Consider the following 13,691-nt stretch of genomic DNA (forward strand, 5'->3'; position numbering starts at 1 on the left):
TCGTATCCGTGTCGTATAATGCGACGCGGGGCGAAGGGGGATTATGCGCGGCGTCAGGGCCAGTGTAGGTGCAGCCGCGTTGCTGCTGCTGGGGGCGTGCAACCGTCACCAGTCGGCGCTCGACGTATTCGGCGACGAAGCCGCGACCGTCCGTCACCTGACCATCATCATGCTGATCGGCGCGATCGTCATCGCCGCCGGTGTCGCGGGATTGATGATCGCCGCCGTCCGCGCGCCGGAGGGCAAGCTGACGCTGAAGGGCGGCATGCGCCTGATCGGATGGCTGGGCGGCGTGCTGCCGGTCGTCGTGCTGCTCGGCCTGCTGCTCTACAGCCTGCCCGCCATGCGGCCGCTGCCCGTGGCACGGGACGACCTGCGCATCGCGGTGGAGGGCGAACAATTCTGGTGGCGCGTCCGCTACCAGCCGCCGGGCAGCCCGCCGGTCGTCACCGCCAATGAAATCCGCATTCCCGTCGGCCGCACCGTGCAGTTCGACCTGACCGCCGGCGATGTGATCCACAGCTTCTGGATCCCCGGTCTTGCCGGCAAGATGGATATGATCCCCGGCCGCACCAACCGGCTGATCGTCCGCGCGACCAGGGCCGGCACCTTCCGCGGCGTCTGCACCGAATTTTGCGGGCTCAGCCATGCGCTGATGGCGTTCGACGTGGTCGCGATGGAGCCGGCGGCGTTCGATGCGAGGCTGGCGAACGAGCGTCGCCCCGCCACCCCGGCCGCGGACACGGCAGGCGGTGCGCGCGCCTTTGCCGCCAATGGCTGCACCGGCTGCCATGCCATCGCCGGAACCGGGGCGGCCGGGCTGATCGGTCCCGACCTGACCCATATCGGCAGCCGCGCGTCGCTGGGCGCCGGAACGACGCCGATGACCCGCGATGCCCTGGTCCGCTTCATCAAGGACGCCCCGGCGGTGAAGCCCGGTGCCCGCATGCCCGCCTATCCGCAGCTGCCCGTGCAGGACGCGCAGGCGATCGCCGCCTATCTGGAAAGCCTGAAATGAGCCTGCACGCGCAAGACGATCCCGCGCTCCGCGCCGCGCAGGAGGACCGCCTGCGCGAAGTGTGGAAGGCGCCGCAGGGCATTTTCCTGCGCTGGACCGACTGCAACAACAACCGGGTCGGCGTATGGTACACGCTGACCGCGTTCGGCTTCATGCTGTTCGCGGGCGTGCTGGCGCTGATCATGCGCACGCAGCTGGCGGTGCCGGAAAACGATCTGGTTTCGGCGAACACCTTCAACCAGCTGTTCACGCTGCACGGCTCGATGATGATGTTCCTGTTCGCCGTCCCGATGTTCGAGGCGGTGTCGATCATCCTCTTGCCGCAGTTGCTGGGCGCGCGCGACCTGCCCTTCCCGCGCCTGTCCGCCTTTGGATACTGGTCGTTCCTGCTGGGCGGGGTGTTCGTCGGCGGGTCGATCTTCTTCAACGCCGCGCCCGATGGCGGGTGGTTCATGTACCCGCCGCTCACCACGCGCACGGACCTGTCGGGGCTGGGTGCCGATATCTGGATGCTGGGGCTGAGCTTCATCGAGGTGTCGTCGGTGGCGGCGGCGGTCGAGCTGATCGTCGGCGTGCTCAAATGCCGGCCGCCGGGCATGCGGCTGAACCTGATGCCGCTCTACGCCTGGTACATTTTGGTCGTCGCGGTGATGATCCTGTTCGCCTTCCCGCCGCTGATCGCGGGTGACGTGCTGTTCGAAATGGAGCGGTTGCTCAACTGGCCGTTCTTCGACGCGACACGCGGCGGCGATCCGTTGTTGTGGCAGCACCTGTTCTGGATCTTCGGCCACCCCGAAGTCTATATCGTCTTCCTGCCGTCGATCGCGCTGTTCGCGATGATGATCCCGACTTTCGCGCAGCGCCATCTGCTGGGCTATCCGTGGATCGTGCTGGCAGCGGTCGGCACCGCGTTCCTGTCGTTCGGGCTTTGGGTCCACCACATGTTCGCGACCGGCTTGCCCAAGATCAGCCTCGCCTTCTTCTCGGCTGCGTCCGAAGCCGTCGCGATCCCGACCGGTATCCAGATTTTCGCGTTCATCGCGACGCTCTGGGCCGGCAAGGTCAAATGGTCGACGCCGCTGCTCTACGCCAGCGGATCGCTCGCCATCTTCGTGATCGGCGGTCTGACCGGCGTGATGGTCGCGATCGCGCCGTTCGACTGGCAGGCGCACGATACCTATTTCGTCGTCGCCCACCTGCATTACGTGCTGATCGGCGGCACGCTGCTGCCGCTGTTCGGCGGTCTCTATTATTACTGGCCATTGATCACCGGTAAGAAGCTGTCGGACAAGCTCGGTCGCACCGCCTTCTGGATGTTGTTCGTCGGCGCGAACCTGACCTTCTTCCCGATGCATTTCAGCGGCCTGTACGGCATGCCGCGCCGGGTGTTCACCTATCCCGGCGAACTGGGCATCGATTATCTCAACCTCGCCTCGACCATGGGCGCCTATCTGTTCGCGCTGGGGACGTTGGTCGTGTGCATCGACCTGGCGCGCTCGCCGTGGCGGGAGAAGGCAGCGCGCAATCCGTGGAATGCCGGGACGCTCGAATGGCTCGCGCATCCGGATGACGAGGATTGGGGCATCCGCTCGGTTCCGCTGATCGAAAGCCGCTACCCGATCTGGGACCAGAAGGATTTCGTCAAGAAGGTCGACGAAGGCCGCTACTTCCTGCCCGATGCGGAGGAAGGCCGGCGCGAGACGATCGTGACGACGGTGCTCGACGCGCGACCGCTCTATGTCGTGCGCCTCGGCACGCCCAGTTGGGTCCCGATGCTGACCGCGATCGCGCTGGGCAGCGTGTTCATCCTGACGACCTATCACCTCTATTGGTGGTCGCTGGCCGGCGCGATCGCGACGCTGGGCTTCGTCCTCTACTGGCTGTGGACCGGCACCGCCGAAATCCCCGAAAAGCCGTCCAAGCCGATCGGCCATGGCATCGAACTGCCGCTCTATGTCTCCGGTTCGGCGGCACCCGGATGGTGGGCGATGTTCATCACGATGATGGCGGATGCCACCGCCTTTTCGGGGCTGGTGTTCGGCTATTATTTCTTCTGGACGGTGCATCCCGACTTCCCGCCATCGGGTCCGGGCATGGACGGGCCGGGCACCTTCTGGCCGATGGCGGCGCTGGGGGTCGCAGCGCTGAGCTGGGCTGCCACCGTCGCGGCGCGGGAAAGCAACAGGCGCGGTGGGGTCGGCGCCGCGCGCGGACTGCTGGCGATCGGCATCGTGGCCAGCCTTGTCGGTATCTGGACCGGGTTGCAGGGGCCGCTGACCACCGGGCTCGACCCCGAACTGCACAGCTATCCCGCGATCGTGTGGGTCCTGGTGATCTGGACCACCGTGCATGCCGGGGTCGGTGCGATCATGCAGGCCTATACGCTGGCGCGCAGCATCGCCGGACGGATGACGCCGACCCATGATGCCGACCTGCGCAACATCACCGTGTACCAGCATTTCATGGCGCTCACCGCCATCGTCACCTATGCGACGATCGGCCTGTTCCCGGGGGTCGCATGAAGCGCGGGTTCCACGGTATGGTGGCCAAGCTGAAGGTCACGCTCTGGTCGCTGATCGTCCCGCCGACGGTGTGGGCAGTGCATTTCCTCTTCTCCTATCTCTGGGCGGCGATCCACTGCGCCAAGGTCGGGGGGTTCCCGCGCCTGCCGATCCTGTACGCGGTCGGCACCGTGGTCGCGCTGGCCCTGATCCTCGCGGCAGGGATCGTCGCGCATCTCCAGTCGCGCGTGCCGGGCGACCCGGCCCCGCATGAGGAAGGCACCGACAGCGACCGCATCCGCTTCTTGGCCTTTTCGACCGTATTGCTGGCCGCATTGAGCTTCGTCGGCGTGATCTTCACCGCCGCGCCGGTGCTGTTCCTCACGGATTGCCGATGAAGCGGATCAGCCTGTTCGCCGGGCTGGTGCTGCTGCCGCTCGGATGGCTGGCGGCAGCGCAGGCGGGGATGGTCGGGCACATGGCCGGGCACATGATCGCCGTCGCCATCGCCGCGCCGCTACTGGCGTTCGGCCTCGCCGACAGCCGGTTCGACCCGGCACGGCGCTGGCCGACCATCGTGACGCCGCTCGCCATGTCGCTGGTGGAGCTTGCGACCGTTTGGGGCTGGCATCTGCCCGCGCTCAGGATGCTGGCGGACACGCATGTGGCGGCGATGGTCGTCGAACAGGCGATGTTCCTCTTGGCCGGGTGGCTGCTCTGGGCCGCCGTGCTCGGCACCGGGCCGGATCGCCGTGCGGCGGGGGTCGGTGCGCTTCTGCTCACTTCGATGCACATGACCCTGCTCGGCGCGCTGATCGGCCTCGCGCCGCGCCCGCTCTATCCGGCGATGGCGCATGGACATCACGACGCGCTGGCCGATCAGCAGCTGGGCGGCGTCGTCATGCTGATGATCGGCGCGGCCAGCTATTTCCTCGGCGGCCTTGCCTTGCTCGCCACCCTATTGCGCCATCCGGAGCCGACGCCATGACCATCCGCCTCACCTGGAAGCGCGTGATCCTGACCCTGCTCGGCCTCTTTGCGCTCGGCATGGCATACGCCTGGTCGGGGCTGTTCAACGTCGCCGCATCGTCGGGGCATTGGGCGATCAGCGACTGGTTCCTGCATTGGGTGATGCGCAATTCGGTGCAGACCCGCGCCGCCTTTTCGACGCCCCGCGACGCGAAGGACGATAGCGGCCTCGTCAGCGCGGCGGGCTATTATGCCTCGTCCTGCGCGTCGTGCCACGGCGCACCGGGCGTCCGTCCGCTGCCGCTGATGCAGGCGGCGACGCCCCCCGCCCCCGACCTGTCGAAGAATGCGAAGGAATGGACCGACCGCCAGCTCTTCTGGATCCTGGAACATGGCGTGAAGTTCAGCGGCATGCCCGCCTGGGCTGCAAAGGACCGGCCGGACGAGGTAAAGCGCATGGTCGCCTTCGTCCGCCTGCTGCCGACGATGACTCCCCAGCAATATCGCGTGCTGGCGGGGAGCAATGCGCAAGGGTTCGGGGCGGCAAACGGCCGGTTCGACAGCTGCGCCGGTTGCCACGGGACGGACGGTCTCGGCCGCGGGCAGCCCGACATTCCGGTCCTCGCCGGGCAGAACCCCGCCTATCTCGCCGCCGCGCTCGAAGCCTATGCCACCGGCCGCCGCCAGAGCGCGGTGATGGGCAACGCCGCCGCGCAGCTGACGCCCGAAGAGCGCGTCGCCCTGGCGCAGCGCTTCGCCGCCATGCCCGGCATCACGCCGGGGCGGGGCGGCAATGGCGATGCGGCAGCGCGCCGGATCGTCGAACGCGGCCTGCCGGAAAAGCAACTGCCCGCCTGCCGCAGCTGTCACGATGCCGCCGGGGCCAAGCGTTTCCCGGTCATCGACGGCCAGCGCGCGGTCTATATCGCCGAACGGCTGCGCCACTGGCGCGGCGAGAAGGAGGTGGTCGACGCGCGCAAGGATCAGGCGACGATGCCGGTCATCGCACGGCGTATTCCGGAGGACATGATCGAACCCGTCGCGCGCTATCTGGCGGGGGAGTGAGCGGCGATTGCCAGCGCGGATCGGTTTCACCTTCACAACGTCACCCCGGACTTGATCCGGGGTCCCGCTTCTTTCCGACGGTAGCAGAAGAAGCGGGACCCCGGGTCAAGCCCGGGGTGACGAACCAGGGTATCGGCGGCAGCACCCTGATCAGGCCACAGAACGTTGGCGCGCCAACGCAATGACAACGGTTCAGTCCGAACGGAAACCGCTCTAGGATGCGCCCGATGGCCCCCGATTTCGACCTCGACCCGCAAACGGTCCTGCGCGCCTATGCCAGCGGCATCTTTCCGATGGCCGACGACCGCGATGCGCCCAGCATCTACTGGGTCGAACCGAAGCTGCGCGGCGTGCTGCCGCTCGACGGGTTCCACCTGTCGCGGTCGCTGCGAAAGCTGATTGCGTCGGACCGGTATCGCGTCACCGCCGACGTGGCGTTCGAGGATATCATCGAACTCTGCGCGCAAAGCGCGTCGGACCGGCCGGAGACATGGATCAACGGCACGATCGAGCGCGCCTTCCTCCGGCTGCACGAAATGGGGTTCGCCCATTCGGTTGAAGTGTGGGACGGCGACCGACTGGCCGGCGGCCTCTACGGCCTCGCGCTGGGACAGGCGTTCTTCGGCGAATCGATGGTCAGCCGCGCGCCCAGCGCGTCGAAGGTCGCGCTGGCATGGCTGGTCGCGCGGCTTAAGGTCGGCGGCTTCCGGCTGCTCGACTGCCAGTTCCAGACCGATCATCTGGCGACGATGGGCGCGGTCGAAATCCCGCGCGAGGCTTATTCGGCGCTGTTGTCCGACGCGCTCGGGATCGATTCGGCGGGCACCGGACTGGTGTCGGGCGCGTTCGACGCGCTCGACCGGCGTGGCGCGCTGGCCGCCGGTGCCGCCCCCGCCCCGGCCGATACCGTGTCGGGACCGGTGTCGGGGAAGGACATCGTGCAGCTCTTGGGCCACACGTCATAGATCGGGTGGAGCACGACGTTCAGCGCCGGACGCTCCTTGAACAGCCAGCCCGAAAAGGCACGCCGCCACTTCGCGTCCGCCCCGCGCACGTCCATCTGCACGAACGCGCCGGTATATTGCTCCTGCTCCCAGGGCGCGGTGCGTTCGCATGCGCGCAGGCGGATGATCACGTCGCCGACGCGCGTCGCCTGTCCGGGCTTCAACGTGAGGTCGCGGGTTTCGCCGTTGCGCTTGTTGAGCAGGCCGACCACCGCGACGCGCTCGGCCATCGGCGTGGCACCGGCGAGCAGGCGGCTGTCGAGGCCGGCATCGACGCTGACGACTTCCGGCGCACCGGGGCGGGGACGGACCGATTCGGGAACCGAGATCTCCGCGTGCGGACCGGTCGACGGCGCCTGTCGCGACTGCCAGCTACGCCAGCCGAACCAGCCGCCGACCGCCAGCAGGACCGCGATCGCCAGCCCGGCCAGCCAGCGGCGGAAATTCACGCGTCGGGGCTCCACGCCTCATAATCGCCGGTGGCGCGCACGCGGGCGCCGCCCTTGTCGAGCACGCCGGGCGGACGATAGGCGAGCGCGGTGCCGGTCTGGTTGGGGACCGGCGGCTTCTGCCACTGGCGCACCGGCGGCAGCGACTGATCGGGCGTGCCCTCGATCTGGTGGTGCAGCCAGCTGAACCATTCGGGCGGCACGCGGCTCGAATCGTTCGATCCTGCATAGATCACCCAGCGGCGCGGATTGCCCGCGGTGTCGCGACCGCCCTCATAATAGGCGTTGCCGAGGTCGTCGGTGCCGACCTGCGTCTTGCCGCGCAGCCCGAGCCAGGTGCCGAAGGTGGCACCGTTCCACCAGGTGAAGACGTTCGCGAGGATTCCCATGCGCGACCGCTTAGCGTGTGGCTGCGCACACGACAATGGGGTGGATCATTTCCATGACACCTTGTCGCCCGCCGCGATACCCAGTTCGGCGGCACGCCCGCCGCCCAGTTCCAGCACCGCCGACACGGGTTCGCCCGAAGGGACCGGCGCTTCGGAAAACGGCACGGTATTCTCGGCGATGGTCGCGATGGTGCGGTCGGGGCGGATGAACAGGATGTCGAGCGGGCTGGGGGTGTTGCGCATCCAGAAATTGGCCACGCGCGGCGGTCCGCCATCGGGCGGATAAGGCGCGAACAACATGCCGGCATCGGGGGCCAGCGGTGGGCGGTACATCAGTCCCTGCTGCTGCTGCGCCTCGGTCGCGGCGACCTCCACGACAAAGCGGTGGGCGGTGCCATCGGCGGTGGTGACGGTCAGCTCAGTCCTGGACAGCGCAGTCTTTTCGTCGCCGGCCTCCTGCTTGCACCCGCCCAGCACCGCCAACAGCGCCGCCGCCGTCAGCCCGGAAAATCGCAATGCTCTCAACGCTGTTACTCGCCAGTTTCAACCATCACGGCCAACGGCCCCTTCTGCCCCTCGACGATCCGGGCGACAAGCCGCTGTTCGGGGTCGACCTCCTCGATCCCGCCGCGCCGCAACGTTTCCATATGGACGAAGACGTCGCCGGGCTTGCTCTCGCGCACCAGGAAACCATAGCCTTTCAAGCGGTTGAACCATTTGACCGATACCGGTTCGAACGGCCCCGCCTGATCAGCCAGCGCGACCCGGTCGGGCCGCTCGACGACGCGGCGCACCGGTTCGACCGCGCTCGACAGGTCGATGTCGAGGATTTCCGCCGCCTGCATCCCGCGTGCCCGGCGCACGGCGTTGCAGGTGATGACTGCCCCTTCGGGCAGGGTACGACGCCCATGGGGTTCGAGGACCGAAAAATGGATCAGGACGTCGCCGATCGCCGGATCGTCGGCGACCGCGAATCCGAAGCCGCGGGTCACGTCGAACCATTTGATCGCGCCCCGCACCGCCGGGACGATCTCTTCGCGCGCAGCCGCCATCGCGGCCGGCTCCGCCTGTCCCATCACGCAATCATCGGCAATCGTTCGCGCTTCCAGACGCATCGTCGCGTGCTCCCCCTGGGGCACACTCTATCACGATGTTTCACGAACGCGACGATTTCTTTACGATGCTACCCGTCCCAGTCCGCATCGTCGTCGGACGCCGGCAGTCCGACGATGCGCCGGGCCAGCGCCGGGGCGTGCCCCGCCCGCACCATCGCCGCGATCTGTTTCTCACGGCGGTCGCGCTCCACCGGCACGGTCGCGAACGGCCCGATGCGCTTGCGTCGGGCAAAGGCGAGCGCCGCGCCCTCCGCCCCCTCCTCCAGCGTGTCGTGGAATTCGCTCGTCTTCTCCTCGCCGACGCCTGCCTGGCGCAGCGCATCGCGCACCCGCCGCGCGCCCAGCCCGCGCCGGGTCATCGACGCCACCCGCGCCTCGGCAAAGGCGCGGTCGTCGACATAGCGCAGCTCGGCCATGCGGTCGGCCAGCGCATCCACATCGATCTCCCCCTCCCGCCCACGCTCGCGCAGCTTGCGGTGGAGATAGGCGACCAGCTTCGCCCGCGTGGTCGCATAGCGTTCAACATAGCGTAAGGCGGCGCGTTCCAGGGCGGGCTGGTCGAGCGGTGGCAGCGGGCGGCGCGGGTCTCGGGACATGCGCCATGTTTGTGCCACACTGGGCGGCGATTTTGAAATCAACTGTGCCGCGCGGCCCTTTGCCGCTATGGCGACACGCTTCGAACGCCGCGTATCGCGCGAACGGGCCTGAGAGTTGGACAAGAATGACGACGAATCTTGAAGGAAGTGTTGCAGTTTCGCTGGAAGCGACCCCGACCGTGGACGCGTTGCCACGCCGGTTCGCCGACTTCGCGACGCTGGGCGACGCGATGGATTATGCGGCGCAGGGCTCGCGCGGGCTGAACTTCCACGACGCGCGCGGTACGCTGAAGCGCCCCTATCCCTTCCGCGAGATGCGCGAGGATGCGCTGCAACAGGCTTATCGCCTGATCGCCAAGGGCGTGCGTCCCAACGATCGCATCGCGCTGATCGCCGAGACGGGTGCGGAGTTTGCGGCGCTGTTCTTCGGCGTGGTCTATGCTGGCGCATGGCCGGTGCCGCTGCCGCTGCCCACCTCGTTCGGCGGGCGCGAGGCCTATGTCGAACAGCTGCGGGTGCAGCTGGCCAGCTGCGATCCCAAGACGCTGTTCTACCCGGCCGAACTGGAAGCGATGGCGGGCGAAGCGGCGCGGATCGCCGGGGTCGAAGGCATTGATTGGGAAAGTTTTTCGACCGCCGAAGCGGTCGCGGTCGAGCTGCCCAAGGCGTCGAGCGACGATATCTGCTACCTGCAGTATAGCAGCGGATCGACCCGCTTCCCGCATGGGACCGAGATCACCCATGCCGCGCTGCTGAACAACCTGTCGGCGCACAGCCATGGCATGCAGCTGGTCGATCAGGATCGCTGCATTTCGTGGCTGCCCTGGTATCACGATATGGGGCTGGTCGGCTGCTTCCTGTCGGTCGTCGCCAACCAAGTTTCGACCGACTATCTGAAAACAGAGGATTTTGCCCGCCGTCCGCTGGCATGGCTGGACCTCATCACCCGCAATACGGGCAATTCGATTTCCTACTCGCCGACCTTCGGCTACGACATCTGCGCGCGGCGCATGTCGAGCCAGACCAAGGCAGCGGACCGGTTCGACCTGTCGCGCTGGCGGCTGGCGGGCAATGGCGCGGACATGATCCGGCCCGATGTGATGCAGTCGTTCGTCGACGCCTTCGCCGATGCCGGGTTCAAGGCGTCGGCGTTCCTGCCGTCCTATGGCCTTGCCGAGGCGACGCTGGCGGTGGCGATCATGCCGCCGGGCGAGGGCATCATCGTCGAACTGGTTGAAGAGACGGAACTTTCCGGCGGCACCGGCCGCGCCGACCGGCCGCAGCGGTATCGCGCGATCGTGAATTGCGGGAAGCCGGTGAAGGACATGACGGTCGAGATCCGCGAAGAGGACGGCACCCCCCTGCCCGAACGCGCGATCGGCAAGGTCTGGTGCAAGGGGCCGTCGCTGATGAGCGGATATTTCCGCGATCCGGAGGCGACCGCGGCGTGCATGGTCGACGGGTGGCTGGACACCGGCGACATGGGCTATCTGTCTGACGGATATGTCTATATCGTCGGCCGGGCCAAGGACATGATCATCGTCAACGGCAAGAATCACTGGCCGCAGGACATCGAATGGGCGGTGGAGCAGCTGCCCGGGTTCAAGGCCGGCGACATCGCCGCGTTCGCGATCACGACGCCGGGCGGCGAGGAAACGCCAGCGGTGCTGGTGCAGTGCCGGGCGTCGGACGAGGGTGAGCGGCTGCGGCTGCGCGAGGAAATTCGCGAGCGAGTCCGGTCGGTTACCGGCATGAACTGCGTGATCGAACTGGTCCCGCCGCGCACCTTGCCGCGGACGTCGTCGGGGAAGCTCAGCCGGGCGAAGGCGCGGAAATTGTATCTGGAGGGTGAGATCAAGCCTTACGCCATCGCGGCGTGAGCGCTTGGGGATAGCCCCCTCCACCACCGCTTCGCGGCGGTCCCCCTCCCCACCTTGTGGGGAGGATTTAATGCTTTCCTACAAGGCTTCGGACAGCTAGGTCAGAAATCGGCCTTGCCCTTCCGGTTCGACCGGGATAGAGGCCGCGTCCGCACACGAGTGTAGCTCAGCTGGTAGAGCATCGGTCTCCAAAACCGAGGGCCGGGGGTTCGAATCCCTCCACTCGTGCCAGCGCGCCGCCGCGCCGATCCCCGAAACTGATGGACTGGATTCGACGACGATGTTCCGCGCGCTGTACGACTGGACGCTCCGCCTTGCCAATCATCGCCATGCGGTGCGCAGCCTGGCGGTCGTGTCGTTCTGCGAAAGTTCGTTCTTTCCGATCCCGCCCGATGTCGTGCTGGTGCCGGTCATCCTGCAGCACCGCACCCGCGCCTATCAGATCGCGGCGATCTGCACGATCGCGTCGGTGCTGGGCGGGATGGTCGGCTATGCCATCGGCTATTTCCTGTGGGACACGGTCGGCGCGTGGGTCATCAACCTGTACGGGTTGCAGGACAAGGCGGCGAAGTTCCAGGCGGGCTTCGCCGAATATGGCGCGGCGATCATCCTGCTCAAAGGACTGACGCCGATCCCGTTCAAGCTGGTGACGATCGCGTCGGGCCTCGCCAAGTTCAACTTCGCGCTGTTCGTCCTCACCGCGACGATCACTCGCGCCTTCCGCTTCTTCCTGATCGCGTTCCTGCTCAAGAAATATGGCGCGCCGGTGCAGGAGTTCATCGAGAAGCGCCTGACGATGATCGGCATCCTGCTGGTCGTCGCGCTGGTCGGCGGGTTCGCGGCGGTCAGCCTGTTGTAACCGTTTCGGATACGATTGCCGGAATCGTCGCGAAACGATCCTTCTGCCAAGAGCCGCCCCAGCGCGATGGTCGCGCGTGGGGGGACAGAAATGAAATGGACGATGGTCGCCGCAATGACGGCGGTGCTGGGGGCGGCGCCGGCATGGGCGCAGGACAGGCCGTTCGACCCGTATGGCGATGGTGGCGAGGTCACCTATCGCGACCCGATGACCGGGTTCCGGGTCGAGGTGGCGGGCGGCTATGACCGGCTGGAAATCAATTACGTCGACGACGACACCAAATATTATGATGGCGCCGACGGTATCCGCTATGGCGGCGAGATCGGATATGATGTCGCGATCGGCGGCACGGTGCTGCTGGGGGCCTATGGCGGCTATGCCGGGGCGTCGACCAAAAGATGCGACGATATCGGGTTATCGATCGAGCTGTGCCAGAAGGCGAAGGGCGAATGGTCGGGCGGGGTCCGGCTGGGGCTGCGGGTGGCCGAGCGGGCGCAGGTCTATGGCAAGGTCGGCTATGCGTCGATGCCGCTGGAGTTCCGCTATAATACGGATCGCACGACCGAGACCTATGCCGGGATGCACTTCGGGCTGGGTGGCGAGATCGGGCTGGGCAGCGGCGCCTTTGCGAAGGCGGAACTGGTCGCGACCAATTTCCGGACGAAGGACCGGATCTACGAAGGGCTGAATTTCGACCGGCGGCATGCGGTGGCCGGGTTGGGCTATCGGTTCTGAGGGGTTCGGCGCGTCGGGGTCCCGCGTTTCGCGCCAGAAGAAGAAGCGGGACCCCGGGTCAAGCCCGGGGTGACGATGGGGGAGCGGCGAGGTGGAAGCGCGGTCGGCCGGCCCCGTAGCAGGGGGGCCGGCAGGCCCCTGCCCCGCACGCTTGCTTCCCGCTTCCGAGATCGCTAGATACCATGCCCAATCCGACAGCGTGGATGGGCCGCGCCGGTTCCCAGAAGGGACCGGACGGGGCCTTGTGTCCGGCGGTCGGTCGAACCGATAATGAAGGTCATGCACGTGGCGAAAGTTACCCCCGTCGAATTCATGCGGCAGGTCCGGGCCGAAACCGCCAAGGTGACGTGGCCGACGCGCAAGGAAACGGTGATGACCGCGGTGATGGTCGTCATCATGACGACGCTGCTGGCGGTCTTCTTCCTCGGCGTGGATTCGGCGTTCGACGCGATCGTCAAGGGCCTGCTGCGGCTCGCGCAGTAACCGCGCTCGCACCCCCTATAGCTTTAAGGACACCCATGTCGCGCTGGTACATCATTCACGCCTATTCCGGGTTCGAGGGCAAGGTCCGCGATTCGATCCTGTCCGAAGCGACGCGCCTCGGCCTTGACCATGCGGTCGAAGCGATCGAGGTCCCGACCGAGAATGTGACCGAAGTCCGTCGCGGCAAGAAGGTGCAGTCCGAGCGCAAGTTCATGCCCGGCTACGTGCTGGCGAAGCTGGACCTGAGCGACCAGGTCTATCACCTCGTCAAGAACACGCCGAAGGTGACGGGATTCCTGGGATCGTCGGGCAAGCCGCAGGCGATCAGCGAGGCGGAAGCCACGCGGATGCTGAACAGCAAGGAAGAGGCCGCCGCCTCCCCTGCCAAGACCAAGATCAAGGTCGATTTCGAGATCGGCGATTCGGTCAAGGTGCTGGACGGCCCGTTCGCAAGCTTCAACGGCGTGGTCGAGGAACTGGACTTCGACAAGTCGAAGGTGAAGGTCAGCGTGTCGATCTTCGGGCGTGCGACGCCAGTGGAACTGGATTTCGAGCAGGTGGAACGAAGCAAGTAAGGCGAAAGCCGAAACTTGCTGTCCGCACACGAATAGCGAACGCTATTCGTGAG

15 protein-coding genes, 1 tRNA gene and 1 pseudogene are annotated in these 13,691 nt (G+C 66.7%); 12 read left to right on the forward strand and 5 right to left on the reverse strand.

Annotation, left to right across the window (positions count from 1 at the left end; translation table 11 throughout):
• Window positions 1-43 precede the first annotated feature (43 nt).
• From PPZ50_RS14745 to aat, 6 genes are all read left to right on the forward strand, one after another.
• Window positions 44-1,018, forward strand: a complete 975-nt coding sequence (locus PPZ50_RS14745; RefSeq protein ID WP_272815421.1) for a cytochrome c oxidase subunit II — start codon at window positions 44-46, stop codon at window positions 1,016-1,018.
• Window positions 1,015-3,540, forward strand: a complete 2,526-nt coding sequence (gene ctaD / locus PPZ50_RS14750) for a cytochrome c oxidase subunit I (RefSeq protein ID WP_066693146.1) — start codon at window positions 1,015-1,017, stop codon at window positions 3,538-3,540. Before PPZ50_RS14745 ends, ctaD begins: the two co-directional genes overlap by 4 nt.
• Window positions 3,537-3,917: a hypothetical protein gene (locus tag PPZ50_RS14755; protein WP_066693147.1), complete on the forward strand. Its 381-nt coding sequence runs from the start codon at window positions 3,537-3,539 to the stop codon at window positions 3,915-3,917. The genes ctaD and PPZ50_RS14755 overlap by 4 nt, the downstream gene beginning before the upstream one ends.
• Entirely contained in the window at window positions 3,914-4,507 is a 594-nt protein-coding gene (locus tag PPZ50_RS14760) for a cytochrome c oxidase assembly protein (protein ID WP_066693150.1), read from the forward strand. The genes PPZ50_RS14755 and PPZ50_RS14760 overlap by 4 nt, the downstream gene beginning before the upstream one ends.
• The gene (locus PPZ50_RS14765) at window positions 4,504-5,553 is read left to right on the forward strand and encodes a c-type cytochrome (RefSeq protein ID WP_066693152.1); all 1,050 of its coding nucleotides are present in this window, start codon (window positions 4,504-4,506) and stop codon (window positions 5,551-5,553) included. The genes PPZ50_RS14760 and PPZ50_RS14765 overlap by 4 nt, the downstream gene beginning before the upstream one ends.
• A gap of 218 nt (window positions 5,554-5,771) precedes the next feature.
• Window positions 5,772-6,518 carry a leucyl/phenylalanyl-tRNA--protein transferase gene (aat, locus tag PPZ50_RS14770; protein ID WP_066693154.1) on the forward strand — a complete coding sequence of 249 codons (747 nt, stop codon included), beginning with the start codon at window positions 5,772-5,774 and terminating at the stop codon, window positions 6,516-6,518.
• Between the two features lie 35 nt (window positions 6,519-6,553).
• On the opposite strand, the pseudogene PPZ50_RS14775 reads toward aat, so the two are convergent.
• From PPZ50_RS14775 to PPZ50_RS14795, 5 genes and pseudogenes are all read right to left on the reverse strand, one after another.
• Window positions 6,554-6,787, reverse strand: a pseudogene (locus PPZ50_RS14775) (DUF2155 domain-containing protein); the annotation flags it as partial.
• 215 nt (window positions 6,788-7,002) lie between these two features.
• A complete protein-coding gene (locus tag PPZ50_RS14780) occupies window positions 7,003-7,395 on the reverse strand; it encodes an NADH:ubiquinone oxidoreductase subunit NDUFA12 (protein ID WP_066693160.1) in 393 nt (130 codons plus the stop codon).
• A gap of 45 nt (window positions 7,396-7,440) precedes the next feature.
• Window positions 7,441-7,827: a DUF192 domain-containing protein gene (locus PPZ50_RS14785; protein WP_420038516.1), complete on the reverse strand. Its 387-nt coding sequence runs from the start codon at window positions 7,825-7,827 to the stop codon at window positions 7,441-7,443.
• Between the two features lie 98 nt (window positions 7,828-7,925).
• Complete coding sequence (locus tag PPZ50_RS14790; RefSeq protein ID WP_232308044.1) at window positions 7,926-8,447, reverse strand: cold-shock protein; 522 nt, start codon at window positions 8,445-8,447, stop codon at window positions 7,926-7,928.
• Between the two features lie 131 nt (window positions 8,448-8,578).
• The gene (locus PPZ50_RS14795; RefSeq protein WP_272815422.1) at window positions 8,579-9,106 is read right to left on the reverse strand and encodes a regulatory protein RecX; all 528 of its coding nucleotides are present in this window, start codon (window positions 9,104-9,106) and stop codon (window positions 8,579-8,581) included.
• A gap of 125 nt (window positions 9,107-9,231) precedes the next feature.
• Here PPZ50_RS14795 and PPZ50_RS14800 point away from each other — a divergent pair, with 125 nt between their 5' ends.
• The 6 genes from PPZ50_RS14800 to nusG all read left to right on the forward strand — a co-directional run bounded on the left by PPZ50_RS14800 (window position 9,232) and on the right by nusG (window position 13,638).
• Window positions 9,232-10,986 (forward strand): fatty acyl-AMP ligase, encoded by a 1,755-nt coding sequence (locus tag PPZ50_RS14800; protein WP_066693173.1) that lies wholly within the window; start codon window positions 9,232-9,234, stop codon window positions 10,984-10,986.
• 155 nt (window positions 10,987-11,141) lie between these two features.
• Window positions 11,142-11,217 (forward strand) — tRNA-Trp (locus PPZ50_RS14805).
• Between the two features lie 49 nt (window positions 11,218-11,266).
• Complete coding sequence (locus PPZ50_RS14810; RefSeq protein WP_066693176.1) at window positions 11,267-11,845, forward strand: YqaA family protein; 579 nt, start codon at window positions 11,267-11,269, stop codon at window positions 11,843-11,845.
• A gap of 90 nt (window positions 11,846-11,935) precedes the next feature.
• On the forward strand, window positions 11,936-12,580 hold the full coding sequence (locus PPZ50_RS14815) for an outer membrane beta-barrel protein (RefSeq protein ID WP_066693178.1): 645 nt from the start codon (window positions 11,936-11,938) through the stop codon (window positions 12,578-12,580).
• Window positions 12,581-12,865: 285 nt separating this feature from the next.
• Complete coding sequence (gene secE, locus PPZ50_RS14820) at window positions 12,866-13,063, forward strand: preprotein translocase subunit SecE (protein WP_084401776.1); 198 nt, start codon at window positions 12,866-12,868, stop codon at window positions 13,061-13,063.
• A gap of 35 nt (window positions 13,064-13,098) precedes the next feature.
• On the forward strand, window positions 13,099-13,638 hold the full coding sequence (gene nusG / locus PPZ50_RS14825; protein WP_066693182.1) for a transcription termination/antitermination protein NusG: 540 nt from the start codon (window positions 13,099-13,101) through the stop codon (window positions 13,636-13,638).
• Window positions 13,639-13,691 lie beyond the last annotated feature (53 nt).

The sequence above is a fragment of the Sphingomonas hankookensis genome, assembly GCF_028551275.1.
In the GTDB taxonomy this organism is placed as follows: domain Bacteria; phylum Pseudomonadota; class Alphaproteobacteria; order Sphingomonadales; family Sphingomonadaceae; genus Sphingomonas; species Sphingomonas hankookensis_A.